The 20783-nt window shown below is 73.8% G+C and carries 21 protein-coding genes and 2 pseudogenes; 19 read left to right on the top strand and 4 right to left on the bottom strand.

All coding sequences use genetic code 11. The annotated features are described in order from the left end of the window. The first annotated feature begins 13 nt into the window (after positions 1-13). The 4 genes and pseudogenes from ACGF8A_RS16180 to ACGF8A_RS16165 all read left to right on the top strand — a co-directional run bounded on the left by ACGF8A_RS16180 (position 14) and on the right by ACGF8A_RS16165 (position 1784). Positions 14-463: an SRPBCC family protein gene (locus ACGF8A_RS16180; RefSeq protein WP_393108495.1), complete on the top strand. Its 450-nt coding sequence runs from the start codon at positions 14-16 to the stop codon at positions 461-463. Between the two features lie 257 nt (positions 464-720). After that, positions 721-934, top strand: a pseudogene (locus tag ACGF8A_RS16175) (ATPase); the annotation flags it as partial. A gap of 5 nt (positions 935-939) precedes the next feature. After that, positions 940-1125 (top strand): annotated as a pseudogene (locus ACGF8A_RS16170) (two-component system response regulator); the annotation flags it as partial. A 95-nt stretch (positions 1126-1220) separates the two neighbouring features. Then, positions 1221-1784, top strand: coding sequence for a hemerythrin domain-containing protein (locus ACGF8A_RS16165; protein WP_393108494.1), 564 nt, complete (start codon positions 1221-1223; stop codon positions 1782-1784). 62 nt (positions 1785-1846) lie between these two features. Here the strand turns inward: ACGF8A_RS16165 and ACGF8A_RS16160 are convergent, their stop codons facing one another. Then, positions 1847-2374, bottom strand: a complete 528-nt coding sequence (locus ACGF8A_RS16160) for a hypothetical protein (protein ID WP_393108492.1) — start codon at positions 2372-2374, stop codon at positions 1847-1849. Between the two features lie 324 nt (positions 2375-2698). Between ACGF8A_RS16160 and ACGF8A_RS16155 the strand changes: the two genes are divergently transcribed. After that, on the top strand, positions 2699-4210 hold the full coding sequence (locus tag ACGF8A_RS16155) for a hypothetical protein (protein WP_393108490.1): 1512 nt from the start codon (positions 2699-2701) through the stop codon (positions 4208-4210). A 45-nt stretch (positions 4211-4255) separates the two neighbouring features. Here ACGF8A_RS16155 and ACGF8A_RS16150 read toward each other — a convergent pair whose 3' ends face one another. Beyond that, a complete protein-coding gene (locus ACGF8A_RS16150) occupies positions 4256-4711 on the bottom strand; it encodes a flavodoxin family protein (protein ID WP_393108488.1) in 456 nt (151 codons plus the stop codon). Between the two features lie 310 nt (positions 4712-5021). Between ACGF8A_RS16150 and ACGF8A_RS16145 the strand changes: the two genes are divergently transcribed. From ACGF8A_RS16145 to ACGF8A_RS16105, 9 genes are all read left to right on the top strand, one after another. After that, positions 5022-5705 (top strand): class I SAM-dependent methyltransferase, encoded by a 684-nt coding sequence (locus ACGF8A_RS16145; protein ID WP_393108486.1) that lies wholly within the window; start codon positions 5022-5024, stop codon positions 5703-5705. A gap of 43 nt (positions 5706-5748) precedes the next feature. After that, on the top strand, positions 5749-6705 hold the full coding sequence (locus ACGF8A_RS16140; RefSeq protein WP_393108484.1) for an arginase family protein: 957 nt from the start codon (positions 5749-5751) through the stop codon (positions 6703-6705). 111 nt (positions 6706-6816) lie between these two features. Further along, on the top strand, positions 6817-7380 hold the full coding sequence (locus tag ACGF8A_RS16135) for a TetR/AcrR family transcriptional regulator (protein WP_393108482.1): 564 nt from the start codon (positions 6817-6819) through the stop codon (positions 7378-7380). A gap of 131 nt (positions 7381-7511) precedes the next feature. Beyond that, positions 7512-8552, top strand: coding sequence for a medium chain dehydrogenase/reductase family protein (locus tag ACGF8A_RS16130; protein ID WP_393108480.1), 1041 nt, complete (start codon positions 7512-7514; stop codon positions 8550-8552). Between the two features lie 287 nt (positions 8553-8839). Then, positions 8840-10204 carry an FAD-dependent oxidoreductase gene (locus ACGF8A_RS16125; protein WP_393108478.1) on the top strand — a complete coding sequence of 455 codons (1365 nt, stop codon included), beginning with the start codon at positions 8840-8842 and terminating at the stop codon, positions 10202-10204. Positions 10205-10327: 123 nt separating this feature from the next. Further along, a complete protein-coding gene (locus ACGF8A_RS16120) occupies positions 10328-11347 on the top strand; it encodes an NAD-dependent epimerase/dehydratase family protein (RefSeq protein WP_393108476.1) in 1020 nt (339 codons plus the stop codon). Between the two features lie 63 nt (positions 11348-11410). Next, the gene (locus ACGF8A_RS16115) at positions 11411-12112 is read left to right on the top strand and encodes a glycosyltransferase family 2 protein (protein ID WP_393108474.1); all 702 of its coding nucleotides are present in this window, start codon (positions 11411-11413) and stop codon (positions 12110-12112) included. Continuing rightward, complete coding sequence (locus tag ACGF8A_RS16110) at positions 12109-12726, top strand: DUF2064 domain-containing protein (RefSeq protein WP_393108472.1); 618 nt, start codon at positions 12109-12111, stop codon at positions 12724-12726. The genes ACGF8A_RS16115 and ACGF8A_RS16110 overlap by 4 nt, the downstream gene beginning before the upstream one ends. Next, the gene (locus ACGF8A_RS16105) at positions 12723-13493 is read left to right on the top strand and encodes a methyltransferase domain-containing protein (protein ID WP_393108470.1); all 771 of its coding nucleotides are present in this window, start codon (positions 12723-12725) and stop codon (positions 13491-13493) included. Before ACGF8A_RS16110 ends, ACGF8A_RS16105 begins: the two co-directional genes overlap by 4 nt. 328 nt (positions 13494-13821) lie before the next feature. Here the strand turns inward: ACGF8A_RS16105 and ACGF8A_RS16100 are convergent, their stop codons facing one another. Then, positions 13822-15066, bottom strand: coding sequence for a molybdopterin-dependent oxidoreductase (locus ACGF8A_RS16100; protein ID WP_393108468.1), 1245 nt, complete (start codon positions 15064-15066; stop codon positions 13822-13824). A 117-nt stretch (positions 15067-15183) separates the two neighbouring features. Between ACGF8A_RS16100 and ACGF8A_RS16095 the strand changes: the two genes are divergently transcribed. Continuing rightward, entirely contained in the window at positions 15184-16572 is a 1389-nt protein-coding gene (locus ACGF8A_RS16095; RefSeq protein ID WP_393108528.1) for a hypothetical protein, read from the top strand. A 24-nt stretch (positions 16573-16596) separates the two neighbouring features. Here ACGF8A_RS16095 and ACGF8A_RS16090 read toward each other — a convergent pair whose 3' ends face one another. Further along, the gene (locus ACGF8A_RS16090; protein ID WP_393108466.1) at positions 16597-17391 is read right to left on the bottom strand and encodes an SDR family NAD(P)-dependent oxidoreductase; all 795 of its coding nucleotides are present in this window, start codon (positions 17389-17391) and stop codon (positions 16597-16599) included. 183 nt (positions 17392-17574) lie between these two features. Here ACGF8A_RS16090 and ACGF8A_RS16085 point away from each other — a divergent pair, with 183 nt between their 5' ends. The 4 genes from ACGF8A_RS16085 (at position 17575) to tgmB (ending at position 20766) form a co-directional block, all read left to right on the top strand. Next, the gene (locus tag ACGF8A_RS16085) at positions 17575-18756 is read left to right on the top strand and encodes a hypothetical protein (RefSeq protein ID WP_393108464.1); all 1182 of its coding nucleotides are present in this window, start codon (positions 17575-17577) and stop codon (positions 18754-18756) included. Positions 18757-18943: 187 nt separating this feature from the next. Beyond that, positions 18944-19258, top strand: a complete 315-nt coding sequence (locus ACGF8A_RS16080) for a DUF1232 domain-containing protein (protein ID WP_393108462.1) — start codon at positions 18944-18946, stop codon at positions 19256-19258. 316 nt (positions 19259-19574) lie between these two features. Then, positions 19575-19766: a putative ATP-grasp-modified RiPP gene (tgmA, locus tag ACGF8A_RS16075; RefSeq protein WP_393108460.1), complete on the top strand. Its 192-nt coding sequence runs from the start codon at positions 19575-19577 to the stop codon at positions 19764-19766. Between the two features lie 16 nt (positions 19767-19782). Then, complete coding sequence (gene tgmB / locus ACGF8A_RS16070) at positions 19783-20766, top strand: ATP-grasp ribosomal peptide maturase (protein WP_393108458.1); 984 nt, start codon at positions 19783-19785, stop codon at positions 20764-20766. Positions 20767-20783 lie beyond the last annotated feature (17 nt).

Raw genomic sequence — 20783 nt, 5'->3', positions numbered from 1 at the left:
GAGGGAGATTTCCATGTCGCAGGTAGAGGAATCCATCAAGGTCGACGTCCCGGTCCGTACCGCCTACAACCAGTGGACGCAGTTCGAGACCTTCCCCGAGTTCATGGGCGGTGTCGAGCGGATCGAGCAGCGCACGGACACGCTGACGCACTGGGTGACGAAGGTCGGTGGCGTGCGGCGGGAGTTCGACGCGGAGATCACCGAGCAGATCCCGGACGAGCGGGTCGCCTGGACCACGATCGGCGGCGAGGCGCAGCAGGCCGGGGTCGTGACCTTCCATCGCATCGACGACGGCACGACCAAGGTCATGCTCCAGCTGGACTACGACCCCGAGGGTGTGACCGAGACCGTCGGAGACAAGCTCGGCGTGGTGAAGCGGCAGGTCACCGGAGATCTCAAGCGCTTCAAGGAGTTCATCGAGCACCGCGGTGCGGAGTCCGGCGGCTGGCGCGGACAGGTCTGACCGGTCCTTCCCGGGGCCGGGCCGTACGGCGGCCCGGCCTTCGGCGCTCTACGGCACCGTGGCGCGGTTCGGCGTACCAGCCGCCGGAGCAGCGGCCACGCCGGCACGACGGCGACCACCGCGTACACGGTCACCGAGAACGGCGTGTCGACGAGGCCGGTGACACCACCATCGCTGATCTGCAGGGCACGGGCGCGGCTGCTGCCCGCGCGGGCAGCAGCACAGCGAGGCGATCAGGCACCACCATCGCCGGCGCGCCGGGACTGGCCGGTTCGCTGCTGCTGGCCCGGCGGGTCAAGCGGCAGACCCTCGGCCTGGAGCCGCGGGAGATCGCCGGGCTCGCCGAGCACCGGGAGGCGATGCCGTACGGGATCGCGGAGAGCGTGGTCGCCCTGGATCCGCAGCAACGGCCGACCCTGGTCAACGAGATGGGGCGGCGGCTGCTCGGCCAGCCCGGGGACCGCGTGGGGCCGGGCGTGGAGCGCGCGCTGCGTTCCGCCGACGGCACGCTCTGCGCCGCCGAGTGCGCCGCCCTGACCGGCGTCTCCCGCGTCAGCGCCCGCCGCTACCCGGAGCACTTCCTCGCCACCGGCAACGCCGACATGTCCCCGCGGTACGGCGTGTCCGGGCGTCCCGAGCGGCGGTACGGCCGGCGCGTGTGAGGCGCGGCGGCCGTGTCGGTCCCTGGGGGCAGGGCACTCGTACGCGGTGGCGGATCTCATCCGGAGCCGCCGTGCCGACGCAGGAGGCAGAGATCATGGGACATGGCGGAAACGTCATCGACGAGCTGGTGACCGATCACCGCGAGGTCGAGGAGCTCTTCGGCCGCATCGAGGCGCTCGCGCCGGGAGAGAAGGACCGCAAGCTGTACGCCGACCAGGTCACGATGGAACTGGTCCGGCACTCGGTGGCGGAGGAGGCCTACCTCTACCCGGCGGTACGCGAGCACGTGCCCAACGGCGACGCGATGGCCGGCGAGGAGATCGAGGACCACGCCAGGGCCGAGCAGATCATGAAGGACCTGGAGCGATGCGACGCGGGCGACCCCGAGTTCGACCGCCTGATCGGCATGCTGATGACCGAGATCCGCGCGCACCTGGCGGACGAGGAGGAGAACCTCTTCCCGGCACTGCGCGCCGCGTGTCCCCCGCAGGCGCTGGACGAACTCGGGGACAAGGTCCGCCAGGCGAAGAAGACGGCGCCGACCCGCCCGCACCCCTCGGCCCCGGACACGCCGCCGCTGAACAAGCTGCTGGCCCCGGGCGCGGGGCTGGTGGACCGGGTGCGGGACGCGCTGTCGGGGCGCGGGAAGAGGGCGTGAGCTGACGCGGACCGGCGAGGTCGCCGAGGCTCACCGGCCGGCGAACCCCGTCGGCCGCGATCTCAGGCGATCAGCGCCCGCCCCGGCCCCAGCCGGTCCAGCAGCGGCTCCTGGTGCAGTTCGGCGACCGGGGCCAGGAGATCGGGGTGGCGCAGCAGTGCCGCCGCCTGCCGGTCGTCCACGCCGGGCGCGAGCAGGCGGCGGAACTCCGCCGGCCCACCGGTCGCACGACCGCCCTCGGCGAGCGCGGCGACCGCGAGGCCGGCCAGCTCGGGGTCGATCAGCAGGCACGCGGCCCAGCTCGCCACGACCTCGTCCACCCAGGTGCGCCAGGCGTCGCCGTCGGGGTCCTCGCCCCCGCCTGCGTCGACGCCGGTGATCCAGTCGAGCCGCTGGGAGCCTCCGGGCCCCGCCATCCCTACCAGTGCGGCGTCCATCGGTGTCGGATACCGCACCCACGCCGCCACCGTCACGGCCTGCCGCGCCTGCACCTCGCACAGGGCTGCGGCAAGGGCGCCGCCGGACGCCGGGTAGGCGCGCGTGAGCCACTGGGCGGTCGCCGCGATGAGCGGGGAGAGGTCTGCGAGCACTGCCGGGCCGTCCGAATTCCGGGCGCGAAGGACACGTTCGCGTCGTGGGCGGGAATCGCGGGAAACGCGGGAAACGCGGGAAACAGGGTCGAGGAAGGGGGCGAGGAAAGGGTCCGGGCGGAAACGGTAGCCCGTGAGCCCCGAGGACGACATGGCCCCGCCCTCCTCGCCGGCGTGGCTTCCGCCACACGCGGACGCCGGGCGTCACACGGTCGCAGCACCCGGGTGGCGAGGCGTCAGGCGCGCCCCTAGTAATGGTCAGGGACATCGCGTGTCGCGCTTCGGCAGCGCAGGAGCGGCCGCACGACTCCCTTGGAGCCCAGGATGACCACGCGCTCATCACCACAGCAGTCGAACCCCGCCCACATACTCTTCGGCGACCCCGCGGCCGCCGGCGAGCCGCCCTCCGCCGTCGCCCCCGTGGCCGAGCCGGCGGCGTACAGCGCGCCTGTCGCGGAGCCGCCGGTCCGCCCCGCGCCGGTCATGGAACCGCCGGCCTGCAGCCCCCCGGTCGCCGGGGCACCGATCCTCAGCGCCCCCGTCGCGGCGGCACCTGCCCGCCCCGCCCCGGTCATCGAACCGCCGGCCTGCAGCCCCCCGGTCGCCGAGGCACCGGTCCACAGCGCCCCCGTCGCGGCGGCCCCGCACCGCTCCGCCCCGGTCGTGGAGCCCCCGGCCCCCAGCGTCCCGCCCGGCGAACCGCCGTCGGCTCCCGCCCCCGTCGCCGGCACGCGGTACGTCGTCGGCACGGTGCTCGGCCACGACACGACCGCGCTCCTCGATGCCGCGGGCCCCCTGGACGAACCGGCTCCCGAAGCCTCCACGGCACCTGACGCCGCGCTACGGGAGCCCGCGCCCGCCGCACCGGCTCTGGACCCGGTCGGTGACCTCGTCCACGCCGCCGTCAGTGATCGGCCGCTGGAGGAGATCGTGCGGCTGGTCACGCTGATGGAGCAGTCGCCGGAGTACGCGCAGACCGTCGTCGCCGTGCTGCGGGCGGTCGCGGTGGACCGTCCCGTCGAGGACGTGGCACGTCTGATCGCCGAGCTGACCAGCCCGCCGCGCGGCGCGGACAGCGCGGACGAGACGATCCGTGTGGCGGTCGAGAGGCGGTCCCTCGACGACGTGTCCCGGCTGATGGCCCTGCTGCACCACACCTCGCTGCCGTCGCACTGCGGGCAGGAGGCGGTCCGCGCGGCGGCCACGGGGCGGCCCGTGGAGGAACTCGTGGAACTGATCGGACGGCTCGGCCAGGAGCGGCGGCGCGAGGCGCTGGCCGCGGCCGCGGCGCTGCGGCCGTCCGTGACACTCCCGGAGACGGCTCAGGCGCAGGACCACCCTCGGCGGATCGCGCCACGGCGCCCGCGGCGGCAGCTGTGGCTACGGCGTACCCGTCGTCCGGTTCAGCCCGGGCGGCCGGTGTTCTGGCCGAGCTGGCTCGCCGCCGCGGCACTCGTCGTGTGCGGTGCGGCCTACTTCCCGCTGCGCCGGGACGGCGCGCCGCTCGGCGTGTACGCGCTCGCGCTCGGTATGTCCGGGGTGTGCCTCGTCCTCGCCGTCGTGCTGGCGCTGCGGGCCAGTGTTCCGGCGCTGATGACGGGGATGCTGATGCCCGCCGGGCTGGCGGGGGCCGGGCTGCTGGAGAACCGCGTCCATTCGGCGGGCCTGTCACGGGCGCTGGACCTCACGGTGGCCCCGCCCTGGAGCGCCGGCCTCACGGCGGTGAGTGCGTCGATGGCCTCGCTGGCGGCGCTGCTCCTGCTGCTGATGGTCCAGTTGGCCGAGCGGTATCCGGCACCTCCTCCGACGGCCGGGGCCGGCCGGACGGCGGAGTGATCGCGGCCTGGGCCGGGGCTCGGCCGTTGCGGGCAGCCCCGGCCGCTACGGTGCCATGAGCCCGGCGGCGACCGTCGCCCCCAGTTCCCACGCGCGCTCGAGGTCGGCCCGGTCCGGCTCGCCGGTCACCGTGACCGCCTCTGCCGTGCGCCGCCAGCCCAGCCCCGTCGTGACCGACTCGATGCCGCGCACCGCGCCCGTGACGTCGCTGCCGCCGTGCACGTAGTAGCCGAAGGGCCGGCCTCGCGTCTCGTCCAGGCACGGGTAGTAGACCTGGTCGAAGAAGTGCTTGAGGGCGCCCGACATGTAGCCGAGGTTCGCCGGGGTGCCCAGCAGACAGCCGTCGGCGGCCAGCACGTCGGACGCGGTCGCGGACAGCGCCGCGCGGCGCTCGACCCGGACGTTCTCGATCTCCGGCGTCGTCGCACCGGAGATCACCGCTTCGAGCAGGGCCTGGCAGTTGGGCGAGGGCGTGTGATGCACGATCAGCAAGGTGGTCACGCCCGCACCCTGCCGTGCCGCCCCAGGCGGCCGCAACCGCCGCTACCCGGCCCCTCCCCCGGAACCTTGCCCGGGAGCCTTTCCCCCGGAGCGCTTCCACCGGCGCGCCGAACCCGAGCACCGAGCCCTGAGCCCGCAGTCCTGAGCCCCGAGCCCCGAGTCCGAAGTCCGAAGTCCGGAGTCCCGAGTCCAGAGCCCGGAGTCCCGAGCCCCCCGGCGTCAGCCGGATGTTCGCCCCGCGACACACGCGGAGGCGCGGGCGTCCCGCGTGCCGTCGCCGCCGTTGTGACCCCGGCCCGTGAGTGGAACGATGCCCGGCACCACCCGTGAGAGGGGAAGCATCGTGACCGACGGGGATCACCGGCCGGACGCCGCCACCGTGTTCGACGCGATCGGGGAGTCGTACGAAAGGGCGTTCGCGGGTTCGCGGGCGCACCGGGCGTCGCTGGAGTGGCTGCTCGGGCAGCTGAAGCCCGGCAGCCGGGTGCTGGACGTCGGCAGCGGGACCGGACGGCCCACGGCACGGATGCTTGCCGACGCGGGCCACCACGTCCTCGGTGTCGATGTGTCGCCCGTGATGGTGGACCTCGCGGCCCGGCAGGTGCCGGGCGCCGCCTTCCGGTGCGCCGACATCCGCGAAATGTCCCTGCCGGACCGTTCGTTCGACGCGGTGTGCGTGTACTTCTCCCTGCTCCAGCTGTCCCGCGCGGAGCAGTCCGTCCTCGTCGGGCGGCTGGCGCGGGCGGTGCGGCCCGGCGGCCGTCTGGTGCTCGCCACCGTGCCGCTGGACGTGGAGGACGTCGAGGCCGTCTTCATGGGGCAGCCCGTGCGGGTGACGAGTTTCGGCGCAGAGGAGTTCGCCGCGACGGCGGTCGACGCGGGACTGACGGTGCTCCGGCAGGAGCGCACGGTCTTCACCCCGGCGCATCCGGACGCGATCCCCGAGCCGCACCTGTTCCTGTACTGCCGGCGCGACGAGGACCCGGCCGGCTGACAGGGCGCCGGGGCCGGTTCTGGGCGACGATGGCCGGAAGGTGATGGACCGCGACGAGGGGCCGAAGGCGACGTCCCCCGCGGGCGCCCGCCGGCGAAGGGACTGTGCCGTGCAGGAACTGGCGATCATCGAGGCGCCCTCCGTCCTGGGGCTGCGGCCGTCCGGCGTCGAGGACCTCCCCGCGGCACTGCTGGCCGCCGGGCTGCTGGACGTCCCGGGCGCGGTACGGGCCGGCCGGGTCGAACCGCCCCCCTACGACGCGACGCGGGACCCCGGCACCGGCGTCCTCAACTGCACCGGCATCGCGCAGTACTCGGTCCGGCTCGCCGACGCGCTCGGCGCCGTGCTCGACTCCGGCCGCTTTCCCGTCGTGCTCGGCGGCGACTGCAGCATCCTGCTCGGCAACCTGCTGGCCCTGAAGCGGCGCGGCCGCCACGGCCTGCTGTTCCTCGACGGGCACACCGACTTCTACCAGCCCGAGGCGGAGCCCGCGGGCGAGGCCGCCTCGATGGATCTGGCCCTGGTCACGGGCCGTGGCCCCCGGCTGCTCACCGACATCGGGGGCCGCGGGCCCCTGGTGCGCGACGGCGACGTGGTCGTCCTCGGTTACCGGGACGCCGTGGAATCCGCGGAGTTCGGCATGCAGCCCCTGCCACCCGGGCTGTACGCGCTGGACCTCGACGGGGTACGCGCCGTCGGCGCCGGAACGGCCGCGCGCCGGGCAGTCGAGCGACTGTCCGGCGTGCCCGGCGGCTACTGGGTCCACCTGGACGTCGACGTCCTGGACGACGCGGTCATGCCCGCCGTCGACTACCGCCAGCCCGGTGGGCTGACGTGGCTGGAGCTGGAGGACGTGCTGAGCACGGCCCTGGGTGACGAGCGGGCCGTCGGCCTGGACGTCACGATCTTCAACCCCCGCCTGGACCCCGACGGGAGCATCGCGGCCGATCTGAGCGAGTGCCTGCGTCACGGGCTGACGGCCCGCGCGCGGGCAGGCTGACCGCACACGCGGCGAGGGTGCCGTCCTCCGCGCCTGCCGTCCCCACGCCCGTGCTGGTCCGCCGGACCAGCGCCCCTTGACCGGTCGAAGTGTGAGTGGTTAAGTACTCACATGAAGACAGAACAGCGCCGGCTCTCCACCGCCGAGGAGCGCAGGGAGACCGTCCTGCGCACCGCCATCGGGGCGTTCGCGGCGCGCGGCTATTTCGGCACCACCACGACCGAGGTGGCCAAGGCGGCCGGGATCTCGCAGGCCTACGTCTACCGGCTGTTCCCGAACAAGGAGGCGCTGTTCACCGCCGTGGTGGAGCAGTGCTTCGTCCAGGTGCGCGCCGCCTTCGAACGGGGCGCCGCCGAGGCGAAGGGCAGCACGCCGGAGGCGGTACTGGAGTCGATGGGCGACGCCTACGCCCGCCTGATCAGCGACAACGACCTGCTGCTGGTGCAGCTGCACGCCCAGGCGGCGGCCATCTCGGAGCCGGCCGTCAGGGACGCCGTCAGGGCCGGGTACGCCCGGACGGTCGAGTACGTACGCGGCGCCTCCGGCGGCGGCGCCGAGCAGATCCAGCAGTTCTTCGCCACGGGCATGCTCTGCCACCTGATCGTCTCCATCGACGCCACCGCCGTCGACGCGCCCTGGACGCGCACGCTCGCGGCGGGCATCGCGCACTACTGACCCGAGCGAACCGACCCGGGCGGCCATCCGATCCCCCACCGGACCGACAGCAGCCTCCCCTTGCACCGCATGTGTGAGTGGTTAACCACACACACGCTGACCACTCACCCCGTGAAGAAGGAGCCTCAGTCATGAAGGCCACCGAAGTCGTCCTCCCCGCAGCCGGAGAGCCCGAGAGCCTCGAGCTGAGGGTCCGGGAGCTGCCGAAGCCGGGCCCGGGTCAGGCCCTGGTGCGGGTCGAGGCCAGCGGCGTGACCTTCGCCGAGCAGCAGATGCGGCGGGGCAAGTACTACGACATGCCGAAGTTCCCGTTCGTACCCGGCTACGACCTCGTCGGCGTCGTCGAGGAACTCGGTTCCGGACAGTCCGCCCACGTGGCCGTGGGGCAGCGCGTCGCCGCCCTCACCAAGACCGGCGGCTGGGCCGGCCACGCCCTCCTCGACGCGGCGGATCTGGTGGCCGTCCCCGAGGGGATCACGGCGGCGGAGGCCGAGACGCTGGTCACCAACGGCGCGACGGCCTGGCGGATGCTGTTCCGCACGGCGAAGACCCGCAGCGGTGACACCGTCCTCGTCCACGGCGCCAACGGCGGCGTCGGCAGCGTGCTGGTCCAGCTGGCCCGCAGTAGCGGCATCCACGTCATCGGCACCGCCTCCGCCCGCAACCAGGAAGCGGTCGCCGCCATGGGCGCCACCCCGGTCGACTACCGCGGCGACGTCGCCGCCCGTGTCCGCGAGCTGGCCCCGGGCGGGGTCGCGGCGGTCTTCGACCACGTGGGCGGCAAGGGCATCGACGACTCCTGGCGGATGCTCGCACCCGGCGGCACCCTCGTCTCGTACGGCAGCGCCTCGACCCGCGACCAGGCGGGCAGCGGCACGGTCGCGGTCCTGAAGCTGATCGCGAAGCTCGCGGTCCGGAACGCGCTGCCCAACGGGCGCAGCGCCTGCTTCTTCAATCTGTGGGCGGGCAAGGCGCGGCGCCCCGAGCGGTACCGGGCCGAGCTGCGGAAGGACCTGACGATGATCTTCGAGCTACTGCGGTCCGGCACGATCGAGACCAGGATCGACCGGGTCTACCCGCTCCGGGAGGCCGCCGCGGCGCTGCGGCACGCCGAGTCCGGCACCGCCGTCGGCAAGGTCGTGATCGCCCCGGGCGCCGGGCAGGCGGAGTGAGGCCCGGAGCGCGTTCCGGTGGACGGGCAGCACCGTCGCGGCTTCGCCCGCGGCCGGACGGCGGCGACGGATGGGCAGCGCAGGGCCGGCGGGCAGGTTCGCGCTCGGCCCCGGGCAGGGGTAGCGAAGCGACGGCGGGCGGCAGGCCCAGGGGCCCCACGAGCAACTTATGGTTCCCATAAGATGGCCTTATGAGCTCATAGAGCGGACCCGCGTACCAGGTTAGGCATGCCTTAGCTTAGGCTTCCCGTCGAGTCGCATCATCATCGCTCGAAGGGAACCTGATCATGACGCGCCCGCTGCGGGTAGCCATCGTCGGAGCCGGCCCGGCCGGGATCTACGCCGCCGACGCCCTGCTCAAGTCCGGCGTGGCCGCCGAACCCGGCGTGTCCATCGACCTCTTCGAGCGGATGCCGGCGCCGTTCGGTCTGATCCGTTACGGCGTCGCCCCCGACCACCCCCGCATCAAGGGCATCATCACGGCCCTCCACCAGGTCCTCGACAAGCCGCAGATACGGCTCTTCGGCAATGTCGACTACCCGGCCGACATCAGCCTGGACGACCTGCGCTCGTTCTACGACGCCGTGATCTTCTCCACCGGCGCCACGGCCGACCGCGCGCTGCCGATCCCGGGTATCGAGCTCGACGGCTCGTACGGTGCCGCCGACTTCGTGTCCTGGTACGACGGCCACCCGGACGTGCCGCGCACCTGGCCGCTGGAGGCGGAGAAGGTCGCCGTCCTCGGGGTCGGCAACGTGGCGCTCGACGTGGCGCGCATCCTCGCCAAGACCGCGGAGGAGCTGCTGCCGACGGAGATCCCGCCGAACGTCCACGAGGGCCTGCGGGCCAACCGGGCCAAGGAGATCCACGTCTTCGGCCGGCGCGGCCCGGCGCAGGCCAAGTTCAGCCCGATGGAGCTGCGCGAACTCGACCACTCGCCCAGCATCGAGGTCATCGTCGACCCCGAGGACATCGACTACGACGACGGCTCGATCGAGACCCGGCGCGGCAACAAGCAGGCCGACATGGTCGCCAAGACTCTGGAGAACTGGGCGATCCGCGACGTCGGCGACCGCCCGCACAAGCTGTTCCTGCACTTCTTCGAGTCCCCCAGCGAGATCCTGGGCGAGGACGGCAAGGTCGTGGGCCTGCGCACCGAGCGCACCGAGCTGGACGGCACCGGCAACGTCAAGGGCACCGGCAACGTCACCGACTGGGACGTCACGGCGGTCTACCGGGCCGTCGGCTACCTCTCCGACAAGCTGCCCAAGCTGCCCTGGGACCTCGACTCCGGCACCGTCCCCGACGAGGGCGGCCGCGTCATCGAGGAGGGCGGCACGCACCTTCAGTCGGTGTACGTCACCGGCTGGATCCGCCGGGGCCCGGTCGGACTCATCGGCCACACGAAGGGCGACGCCAACGAGACGGTGGCCAACCTGCTGGACGACTTCGCCCACAGCCGGCTGCACACCCCGTCGGCGCCGGCCCCCGAGGCCGTCGACGCCTTCCTGGCCGAGCGGAACGTCCGCTTCACGACGTGGGACGGCTGGTACAGGCTGGACGCCGCCGAGAAGGCGCTGGGCGAGCCGCAGGGCCGCGAGCGCGTGAAGATCGTCGAGCGTGAGGACATGCTGCGGGAGAGCGGCGCGTAGGCGCCGGGCGAACCCGGCGGTGAGGGGCCCGGCGATCCGCCGGGCCCCTCGGCGTCTTACGGACCGGTGACATGACGGGCGCGGTGCGGCTCCTGGCCCGGTGTGCCGACCTAGCGTGTGGCCATGCGCGTACTGATCACCGGCGGTGCCGGATTCATCGGGTCCCATGTCGTCGAGGCACTGGCGGCGGCCGGGCACGAACCCGTCGTGTACGACGTACGCGGGGATCCCCGCTCGGACGTACGGGACCTCGATGCCGTACGCCGCGCCCTGCCCGGCATCGACGCCGTCTGCCATCAGGCGGCGATGGTCGGGCTGGGCACGGGTTTCGCCGACGCGCCCGAGTACGTCTCCAGCAACGACCTCGGTACGGCGGTGCTGCTCACCGCCATGGGTCAGACGGGCGTACGCCGGCTGGTGCTGGCGGGATCGATGGTGGTGTACGGCGAGGGGCGCTACCGCTGCCCGCGGCACGGCACGGTGCGGCCCGGACCGCGAGCGGTCGCCGACCTGGCGGCGGGACGCTTCGAGCCCCCGTGCCCCGACTGCGGTGCCGCTCTGGAGCCCGGCCTGGTCGAGGAGGACGCGCCGCTCGATCCGCGCAACGTGTACGCGACGACGAAGCTCGCACAGGAGCATCTGGCGGCGGCGTGGGCGCGGGCCACGGGAGGCTCGGCGGTGTCGTTGCGGTACCACAACGTGTACGGGCCCCGGATGCCCCGCGACACGCCCTACGCCGGGGTGGCCTCCTTCTTCCGCTCCGCGCTCGCCCGGGGCGAGGCGCCGCGCGTGTTCGAGGACGGTCGGCAGCGGCGGGACTTCGTCCACGTACGCGATGTGGCGGCGGCCAACGTGGCCGCGCTGGAGGCGAGTTCGGAGCCGGGCGCGCTCACGGCGTACAACACCGGCAGCGGTGAGCCGCACACGGTGGGCGAGATGGCGCGGGCTCTGGCAGCCGCGTACGGCGGACCGGAGCCGGTGGTGACCGGCGAGTACCGGCTGGGCGACGTTCGCCACATCACCGCCGACTCCGCCCGGCTCCGCTGCCGGCTGGGCTGGAAGCCCGGCGTCGGATTCGCGGACGGGATGCGGGAGTTCGCGCGCGCCGAGCTGGGCGCGGAGCAGGGTCCCACGCTCCCCTGACGTCCGTGTTCCGTAAGCAGTCGGAAGCCCGATATGCCCGTTTCCCATTCGTAGGGTGAACCCGTGACAACCCCTCCCCCACCCCCGCCCGTCGACGTGGTCCTCCCCTGTCTGAACGAGGCCGAGGCCCTTCCCTGGGTGCTGGAACGCATCCCCGCCGGATGGCGTGCCCTCGTCGTGGACAACGGCTCCACCGACGGCTCGGCGGACGTCGCCCGCGCGCTCGGCGCGACCGTGGTCCACGAACCGCGCCGCGGCTTCGGCGCCGCCTGCCACGCGGGACTCACCGCCGCGACCGCCGACGTCGTGTGCTTCTGCGACTGCGACGCCTCGCTCGACCCGTCCCTCCTCGTCCCGTTCGTGCGCGAGGTGCGGGCCGGCGAGACCGACCTGGTCCTGGGCCGGCGCAGGCCGCGTGGCAGGAGGGCCTGGCCCGCGCACGCGCGTGCGGGCAACCTCGCCCTGGCGGTGCTGCTGCGTCGGCGCACCGGACTGCGGCTGCACGATTTGGGCCCGCTGCGGGCAGCCCGGCGTGAGGCACTGCTCACCCTGGAACTCACCGACCGGCGCAGCGGCTATCCGCTCCAGATGGTCGTGCGCGCCGCCGACGCCGGCTGGCGCGTCGCCGAGCACGACGTGCCGTATCTGCCCCGCACCGGCGCGTCCAAGGTGACCGGAACCTGGCGTGGCACCTGGCAGGCGGTACGGGACATGCGCCGTGTGCTGGCCGAGCCCGCTTCGGCACGGGAGGGTAGCCACCGATGACCACGCTCCTCGTCATCGCCAAGGAGCCACGCTCCGGACGCGTCAAGACGCGGCTCACGCCGCCGTTCACGCCCGCCGAGGCGGCCGCGCTGGCCGAGGCCGCCCTGGTGGACACGCTGCACGCGGTGGCCGCGACTCCGGCCCGCCGCCGGGTCCTGGTGCTGGACGGACGTCCGGGGCCCTGGCTGCCGCCGGGCTTCGACGTCGTACCGCAGTGCGCCGGCGGGCTGGACGAGCGGCTGGCGGCGGCCTTCGCCGGATGTGCCGGGCCGGCGCTGCTGATCGGGATGGACACACCGCAGGTGACGCCGGAGCTGCTGACCGTGGACTTCGCCCGGTGTGACGCGTACTTCGGCCCGGCCGAGGACGGCGGCTTCTGGGCGCTGGGGCTCGCCGAGCCCGCGCCGGAACTGCTGCGCGGCGTCCCCATGTCGACGCCCGTGACCGGAGCCGTTCAGCACGACCGGCTGACCTCCGCCGGGCTGCGGGTGCGGGAGCTGCCCCGGCTGCGGGACGTCGACACGGCCGCCGACGTGGCGGCGGTGGCGGAGCTGGCGCCGCGCGGCCGGTTCGCCGCCGAAGTGGCCCGGCTGCGGGCGGCCACCGGCCGATGAGCGCCCCCTACGAGGCGACGCGGACCGGGCGGCTGCTTCCCTGGACCGCCGACGACCCCTATGCGCGCGCCCTGCGCACCGGCCGCGGCCCGCTGTTCCTGCGCCGCAGCGACGGCCGGCTGCTCCCGCTGGACGTGGAGCGGTGGTGCGCCCGTCCGGACGAGGCCGACCTCACCGTGCTGGACCGCTGCGAGGGCGCCGTGCTCGACGTCGGCTGCGGCCCCGGCCGGCTGGTCGCCGAACTCGCCGCCCGGGGCCGGCGGGCGCTGGGTGTCGATGTCAGCGAGGCCGCCGTCGCGCGCACCGCGCGCCTCGGCGGCCAGGCCCTGCACCGGTCGGTCTTCCAGTCGCTGCCCGGCGAGCGCCGGTGGGGCACCGCCCTGCTGATGGACGGCAACATCGGCATCGGCGGCGACCCGCACGCGTTGCTCGGCCGGCTGGCCCGGCTGCTCGCGCCCGGCGGTCTGGTGCTCGCCGAGACGGTCACCGTGGACATCGACGAACGCGTACAGGTCCGTGTGACCGACGGGCAGGGCGCGACGGGCGCCCCGTTTCCGTGGGCCCGCCTCGGCACCCCGGCCCTGCTGCGGCTCGCGCGCGTGCTGGGCCTCGCCGTGGACGGTCAGTGGTCGGTGGGCGGCCGCCGCTTCGTCGCCCTGCGCACCCGCAGTGCCAGCAGCAGTGCCGAGCCGCCGAACAGCACGGCGGTGATCAGCAGCCAGCGGCCGAGGAATCCGTCCGCCGAGAGCCCGGTGACCAGCCGGTAGCGCTCGTCGACGCTCCCGCTGATCAGCGGGAACCACACGAGCAGCAACAGGCCGGACAGAACGGCCGGGACCCGGACGTACGGCACCCACTCCCGTCGCCGTGCGGCGCCCAGCGTGCCCGTGAGGGCCCGGTCGGCCGCCGAGTACAGCGGCAGCAGCACCAGGTCGTGCAGCAGGGCCGCGCCCACGAACCAGAGCACGACCCCGAACCAGTCGCCCGCGAGCAGCCGTACGCCCGCGTACCCGGCGAGCGCGAACGAGCAGGCGAGCAGCAGGATCTGGAACGGGCTCCCGACGGCGAGGCGCGGCCGGGGCAGCGTGGGGGGCATCAGAGGTCTCCGAAGGTCATCCGGGCCACCCATTTGGTGTTCAGCACGCCCGGCGCGGCGGGCACGATGATCCGGGCGGGGTAGCCGTGGTCGAGGGTCAGCGGCTCGCCGTTGACGTCCAGGGCAAGCAGGGAGCGCGGGTCGGCCACCTGGTTGGCGCGCAGCGCGGCCCGGCGGAAGGCGCCGCGCCGTTGCAGGGACTCCACCAGGACGTCGGCCGGCTCGTCGTACCCGGCGAGGGCGGCGAGGTCCCGCAGCCGTACGCCGCGCCACCACTGGTCGGAGGTCGACCAGCCCTCCACGCACGCGATCGGCAGGGCGGCGCTGTGCAGCGGCAGCCGCAGCAGCTCCTCCCGGCCGAGCAGGACGGCGCCCGCCGGACCCGTGACGACCAGCCGCCAGGTGTCGCCCGCGGTCTCCCGGTCGTCGATCCCGGCGTACGCCGCCGTCTTGTTGATCTGGAAGCCGCCGGGGCCGCTGCCCGGCTCCGGTCCCCCGCGCGGCACGAGGAGGGCGGTCTGGCGCAGCGGGCCGTCGAAGCTGCGGCCCGCGGAGGTGACGAACAGCAGCAGCGAGGCGCCGCCGACCAGCCCGAACGCGCCCCGCCGTGACACGGTGGGCTCGGCGGGCCGCGGCGAGAGAAGGTCGTTCTCCTCCGGTCTCCCGTCCCGCTCCGGGCGGAGCCGGCGCAGATTACGCAGGGCGATCGGCAGCTTCAGGGCGGCGTGCGCGGCGAACGCGGCGAAGAACACCCAGGCGCCGTAGAAGTGCAGCGTGTAGAAGGAGCCGGGGAAGAGGTAGTCCAGCTGGACGTTGAGCACCCCCGTCGTGAACTGGAAGAGGGCGCCCCCGACCAGCAGGAGCAGCGAGATCCGCTCCAGCGCGTGCGCCAGCGAGCGGGCCGGCGGCAGCGTGAACAGCCGGGGCACCACCGACCACAGCTTGGCCAGCAGGACGGGGATGAGTGTGATCCCGAGGGTGACGTGGACGCCCTGGCTGAGGCGGTACAGCCAGTACGGGCTCGTCGGCCAGGAGAACAGGTAGAAGCCGAGGATCCCCTTGCCGGGAGTCATGTCGTTCACCGGCGACAGGTTCGGGTTGTAGGCCGCGTACGACAGCAGTCCGGTCACGAAGAGCACCGTGATGCCCACGAGCAGGACGATCCCCAGCACGGCGGTGAACCGGGGGCCGCGCAGGGGGCTGCGCCAGAAGCCGGGCGAGGAGGGAAGCCGTTGGTCGCGCATGTCCTGACGGTAGGCCTGGAACGGCGGGGAAGGCGCCGCGCGACCCATGACAAAACGCTGACGTCGGGGCGCCGGACGCCCTCACGCGGCCGTCGGCGGCCTAGCGTCCTGCGTGTGATGCGCTCCTCTCATCTCCGTGACCTGGCCGCCGCCCTGGCCGCCGTGCTGCTCTTCGTGGCGGCGGTGCTGGTCGGCCGCCACATCGAGGACACCGACGGCACGCTGTTCGTCAACTGGCCCCCGCTGCTCGCCTCCTGGGGACCGCACCTCGGGCCCGGCACCCCGGCCGCCGTGGTGGTGGCCGTCGCGGTGGTGGTGTACGGGCCCGGGCTGGCAGCCCGGCTGCCGTGGCGCGCGCTGCTCGCCGTGGCCTGCGCCGCCACGATGGCGTGGACATGGTCGCTGGCCCTGGTCGACGGCTGGCACCGGGGCGTGGCCGAACGGCTGACGACGCGCTACGAGTACCTCCAGGTCATCGACCGCTTCCAGGACATTCCGGCGACGCTGCGGCACTTCACCGAGTACATCGTGATCCAGGGCCCCGACCACTGGCCCGCACACGTCGCCGGTCATCCGCCGGCGGCCACCCTCACCTTCGTGCTGCTCGACCGGATCGGGCTGGGCGGCGGTGCCTGGGCGGGCGTCTGGTGCATCACCGTGGGGGCCACCGCGGTGGTGGCCGTGCTGGTCACGGTCCGGGCGCTGGCCGCGGAGGGGCTCGCGCGGCGGGCGGCGCCGTTCCTGGTGCTTGCGCCGGGTGCGGTGTGGATGGGGACGTCGGCCGACGGGTACTTCGCGGCGGTCGCCGCGTGGGCCGTCGCGCTGTTCGCGCTGGCGGTGACGGGACGGCGGCCGCGCATGGCCGCCTTCGGGGCGGGACTGCTCTTCGGGCTGACCTGCTACCTGTCGTACGGGCTGACGCTCGTCGGCGTGATCGGGCTGGCGGTGCTGGTCCTCGGGCGGAACCGGCGGACGGTGTGGTTGCCGTTGACGGCCGGGGTGATCGTGGTGCCGCTGGCCTTCACCCTCGCCGGGTTCGACTACTGGGAGGCGTACCACCTGCTGGTGGAGCGTTACAACCAGGGCGCCGGGGGTGTCCGGCCGTACTGGTACTGGGTGTGGGCGAATCCGGCGTGCACCGTGCTGGTGGTCGGTCTGGCGACGGTGGCGGGGCTGGTGCGCGCGGGCGGGGCCCTCCTTCGGCCGCGCGGGGACGGGGATCCGGGGGGCGGCCACGAGGCCGGGAAGCCGGTGGGCCGACACGAAGGTCCGGGCCTGCTGGGCCGCCCGGAGTCACGTCTGGCCGTGCTCCTCCTCGCCGCGCTCGTCGCCGTCCTCGCCGCCGATCTGTCCGGGATGAGCAAGGCCGAGACGGAGCGGATCTGGCTGCCGTTCGCCGTGTGGCTCCTGGCCGCCGGTGCCTTCCTGCCCCGCCCCCGCGGCTGGCTGGCGGCCCAGGCCGCGGTCGCGCTGCTCGTCAACCACCTGCTGGTGACGGGATGGTGAGCCGCAAGAGCCTCCTCGGGGCCCCTAGGGCAGGATCGAGTCCACGTAGCCGCCGTCGACCCGCACCGCCGCGCCCGTGGTCGCGGACGCCAGGGGTGAGCTGAGGTAGACGACGAGGTTCGCGATCTCCTCGGGCTCGATCAGGCGCTGGAGCAGTGACTGCGGGCGGTGGTCCCGCATGAAGGCACGCTGGGCCTCGTCCCAGGGCAGATCCCGGTCGACGAGCCGGCGGACGAAGTCCTCGACACCCTCGGTGTGGGTGGGGCCGGCGATGACGGAGTTCACCGTGACGCCGCTGCCCGCCGCCTCCTTCGCGAAGCCGCGGCTCACCGCGAGCAGCGCGGTCTTCGACATGCCGTAATGGATCATCTCGGCCGGGATGACGACGGCGGAGTCGCTCGCGATGTTCAGCACCCGGCCCCACCCCCGGCCGGTCATCCGGGGCAGATAGGAACGGATCAGCCGGACCGCGGAGAGGACGTTGACGTCGAAGTAGCGGCGCCATTCGTCGTCGGTGATCTCCAGGGCGGGGGTGGGTCCGAAGATGCCGAGGTTGTTGACCAGGATGTCGACGTCGGGCAGGGCGTCCACGGCACGGGCGGCGTCCTGCTCGTCGCCCAGATCGGCGGCGACGGGGACGAAATCCCCCTCCGGCACCTCCGCCCGCAGTTTCCCGACGCTCCTTCCGAGGCGTTCGGCGTCACGGCCGTTGACGCCGACGCGGGCGCCCGCGCGGGCAAGGCCCGCCGCGATCGCCGCTCCGATGCCCTGGGAGGAGCCTGTCACCAGCGCGGTCCGCCCGCCGAGGTCCACGTTCACAGGGGGTCACTCCTTCTCGGGTCCGCAGCCGTGCGGCCGGCCGATGTCCTCCTGCCCACCATCGCCGACCTTGCACATGACCGCAGGTGGACCGCCGCCACGCCGGGTGACCCCCGGGGTGACCGGGACCGGCCGCGGCGACATACTGGCAGTCGCACCCCGCCCCCATTGACAGATGGACTCATGCCGACCTCCACCTCCGTCCGCCCCCTGACTCCCCCCACGGTGTGGCTGGCTCGTGGCCGCCATGCCGGATCCGCCGCGGAGGACGTGCTCCGGCGGCATGCGCAGCAGCTCAAGGAGAGCGGGGTGATCCGCGACTGGAGGGAGCTGCCCGGGACCGAGGACGCGCCGGAGCGGGTCTTCGAGGCGCGCTGGGAGACCGGCGACGCGGTGACCGTCCGGGCCAGGCTGTCGCTGGCGCACGAGGCGGCGGAGGGACTCGCGTGGATGCTGGCCGCGGAGGCCGAGGCCCCGTGGGATCCGCGGTGGCCGTCGCCGGTGACGATGTTCTGGCCGGACGGTGCCGGCACCGGCACGGCCTGGGACCACGACGCGGAGACCGGCGCCGGGCTGCGGTTCTTGGGCATCAACCCGCTCCCGCCGGACGACAAGGAGCTGCGGCGCGTCCTGAGGGGTGCCGCGCGCGCAGGCTGGGCCGTCCACGTCGTCGTCCACGAGGCGATGACCCCCGACGCGCGCGGCCGCCTGCCGTTTGCGCGGTTGCTGCCGCCCGGGCTGCGGCACCGCGTCGTGGAGCACCGCGCCGCGCCGCAGCAGCTGCGGTCCGTGAACTGGGCGCTGCGGGAGTTCGGGGTGCAGGTGCCGCGCGGCGGTGCCGTGGTGCTGCCCGGCGCCCCGGCGCCCGAGGGGTACGACGGTGACGACTACGCCGTACGGAGTGTCTTCCTCGACGGCTCGCAGCCGGCCGAGCTGCTCGCCGCCGTGACCCGCTTCGCCGCCTTGCCGCGCCCGCTGCCGGAGGGGGCCGAGGAGGTGCTGACCGCGCTGCGCCAGGACTGGCACCTGCTGACCCTGGAGGAGGAGCTGGCGCGCGAGCGGGCGCTGGTGAAGATGTACGCCGAGGCGCTGGAGGCGATGACCAGGTCCCGGGACCTGTACCGGGAGGCCGCCGAGCGCGCCCACGAGGCCCTCGCCGTCTACCGGGAGTCGGCCGCCGCGCAGCCCGAGCCGGCCGTCCCCGACCCGCGGCAGGATGCGCCCGCCACGTCCCCGCTCCAGCAGCTGACCCGCACCCTGGAGCGCTTCAAGGGCGGCGGGAAGGCCCGGCGCCCGGCGGGCGGGGCACAGGAGGGGCACCGCCCGGGTGGTACGGCGGACAACGCCGTCGGCCCAGGTGCGTGAGCAGCGGGACACGGGCCTGCCGCGGACACCTCGTTCCCCGCGTTCACGGACGCCAGCCCAGCCACAGCCGTGGCGGGCCGGGGTGTGCCGAGTGGCACAAACGCCGCAACGGAGGCAATACAGCAGCCGTATCAGGGAATCCAAGAAGAGGCACGCGCGTAGCGGTGCACCGGACCTAGGAGGGCCCGTGGATTCCACGACAGCAGTGCTCGCCGTCGTCGCCGTGGTCGCGGCGCTTCTGCTCGCCACGGCCGTGGGGCTGCTGGTACGGCTGGTACGGGCCCGGCGCGGACTGCGGCGGGCCGGGCTGCCGACGGGGCCACGCTGGGTGTTCTGGGGCGCCGTCGCGTACTTCGTACTCCCGGCCGATCTGCTGCCCGATCCGGTGTACCTGGACGACATCGGCGTACTCCTGCTCGCTCTGCGCACCCTGCGCACGTCCCCGGCAGCACGGGCACACCGCACCTCCGCCGAGGCCGTCCGGCCCGGCGAACACGTCTGACGTATCCGGACGGATCACCGCACTCCGCACCGCCGCCTCCCGGACGCCGGCCGAGGCACGCGCCCCGCGACCGCCCCGACGCGCCCCACCGCCGCAACGTGTGCGCGGCTCCCGACCCCACGACCAGTCAACCGACCGACTCCGTCGGCCGTCTCAGGTTCAGAGCCACCAACTCGCCCGCGATCACGGAGCGTAAGGAAACCAACCACCCGTTCGATTCGTATAAGTCCATGGAAGCCCCGGACATCGAGCGGAAGACGCCACCACACGCACCAGGCCGACGGCCTGACCGGGGCAGCACCGAGAGGGAGAGACGATGCAACCGTTCGCGCTCAACTACGCACGCCCGGCGGCGGAGTTGGACGTCGCCACGCCGTACGCGTACGACTCCGGCCTGCAGTTGAACGTACTGTTCGACGGGCGGATCGCCGCCACGGACCTCGCGCTGCTCAGAGAGCTGGGGACGACGACCTCGACCGCCGGCTCGAAGACGCACTTCGACGACTGACCCCGGGCCGTCGACGATGACCGTACTGATCCTGACCAATGACGAGGACGTCACCGCGGACATGGTGGTGGTCCACCTGAACGCGTCCGGGGTGCCGGTGGTCCGCCTCGATCCCGCCGATCTGATCGGCGGTGCCGCCCTGTCGGGCGAGTATGCGCACGGGTCGTTCCGCGGACACCTGTGGTCCGCGGGCCGGCTGGTGAGCATGGACGGCCTGCGGTCCGTGTGGGTACGCCGGCCGGGGGCCGCGGGAACCCGGGTCGCCGAGCCGTCCGCATGGCTGACGGAGGAGTCCTCGCAGGCGCTCTACGGCATGCTGCGCAGCTCGGGCACGCGCTGGATGAACCACCCGGACCCGGCCCGCCGGGCACGGCACAAGCCGTGGCAGCTGCGCCTCGCCCAGCGCTGCGGGCTCCCGGTGCCGGCGACGCTCATCACCACGTTCCCGCAGGCCGCCAGGGACTTCGCGAATCGCTTCCCCGACCTGGTCGTCAAACCCGTCTCGGGCGCGCATCCGCAGGAGCCGCCGAGAGCCGTGCCGACCAGCCGGGTGGCCCCCGACGCCGACTTCGCCGCGGTCGCCTTCGGACCCACCCTCCTGCAGCGGCGCATCGCCAAGCGGGCCGACGTCCGGCTCACCGTGGTCGGCGAGCGGCTGCACGCCGCCCGCAGACCCACCGCGCCCGACGCCGACCCGTCCGAGGTGGACGTCCGCTTCGCCACGGACCAAACGCCGTGGAGTTGCGTGGAGGTGCCGCCGCGGGTCGCCGAGGGCGTGCGGGCGTATCTGCGCGACGCCGAACTGGCCTACGGAGCCTTCGACTTCGTGGAGGACGCGGACGGGACGTGGTGGTTCCTGGAGTGCAACCAGTCCGGGCAGTTCGGGTTCATCGAGGCCGACACGGGCCAGCCGATCGCCCGGACCATCGCCGAGTGGCTGGCGAGACCCGCCGCCGAAGAGCAGCGGCGGGTCAACGGCACCACCAGGACAGTGCTGTGACAGCGCTGGACCGCCTG

It is taken from the genome of Streptomyces sp. NPDC047706 (genome assembly GCF_043204795.1).
Taxonomy (GTDB): Bacteria; Actinomycetota; Actinomycetes; order Streptomycetales; family Streptomycetaceae; genus Streptomyces.
This window is presented reverse-complemented; position numbering and strand designations above follow the sequence as displayed.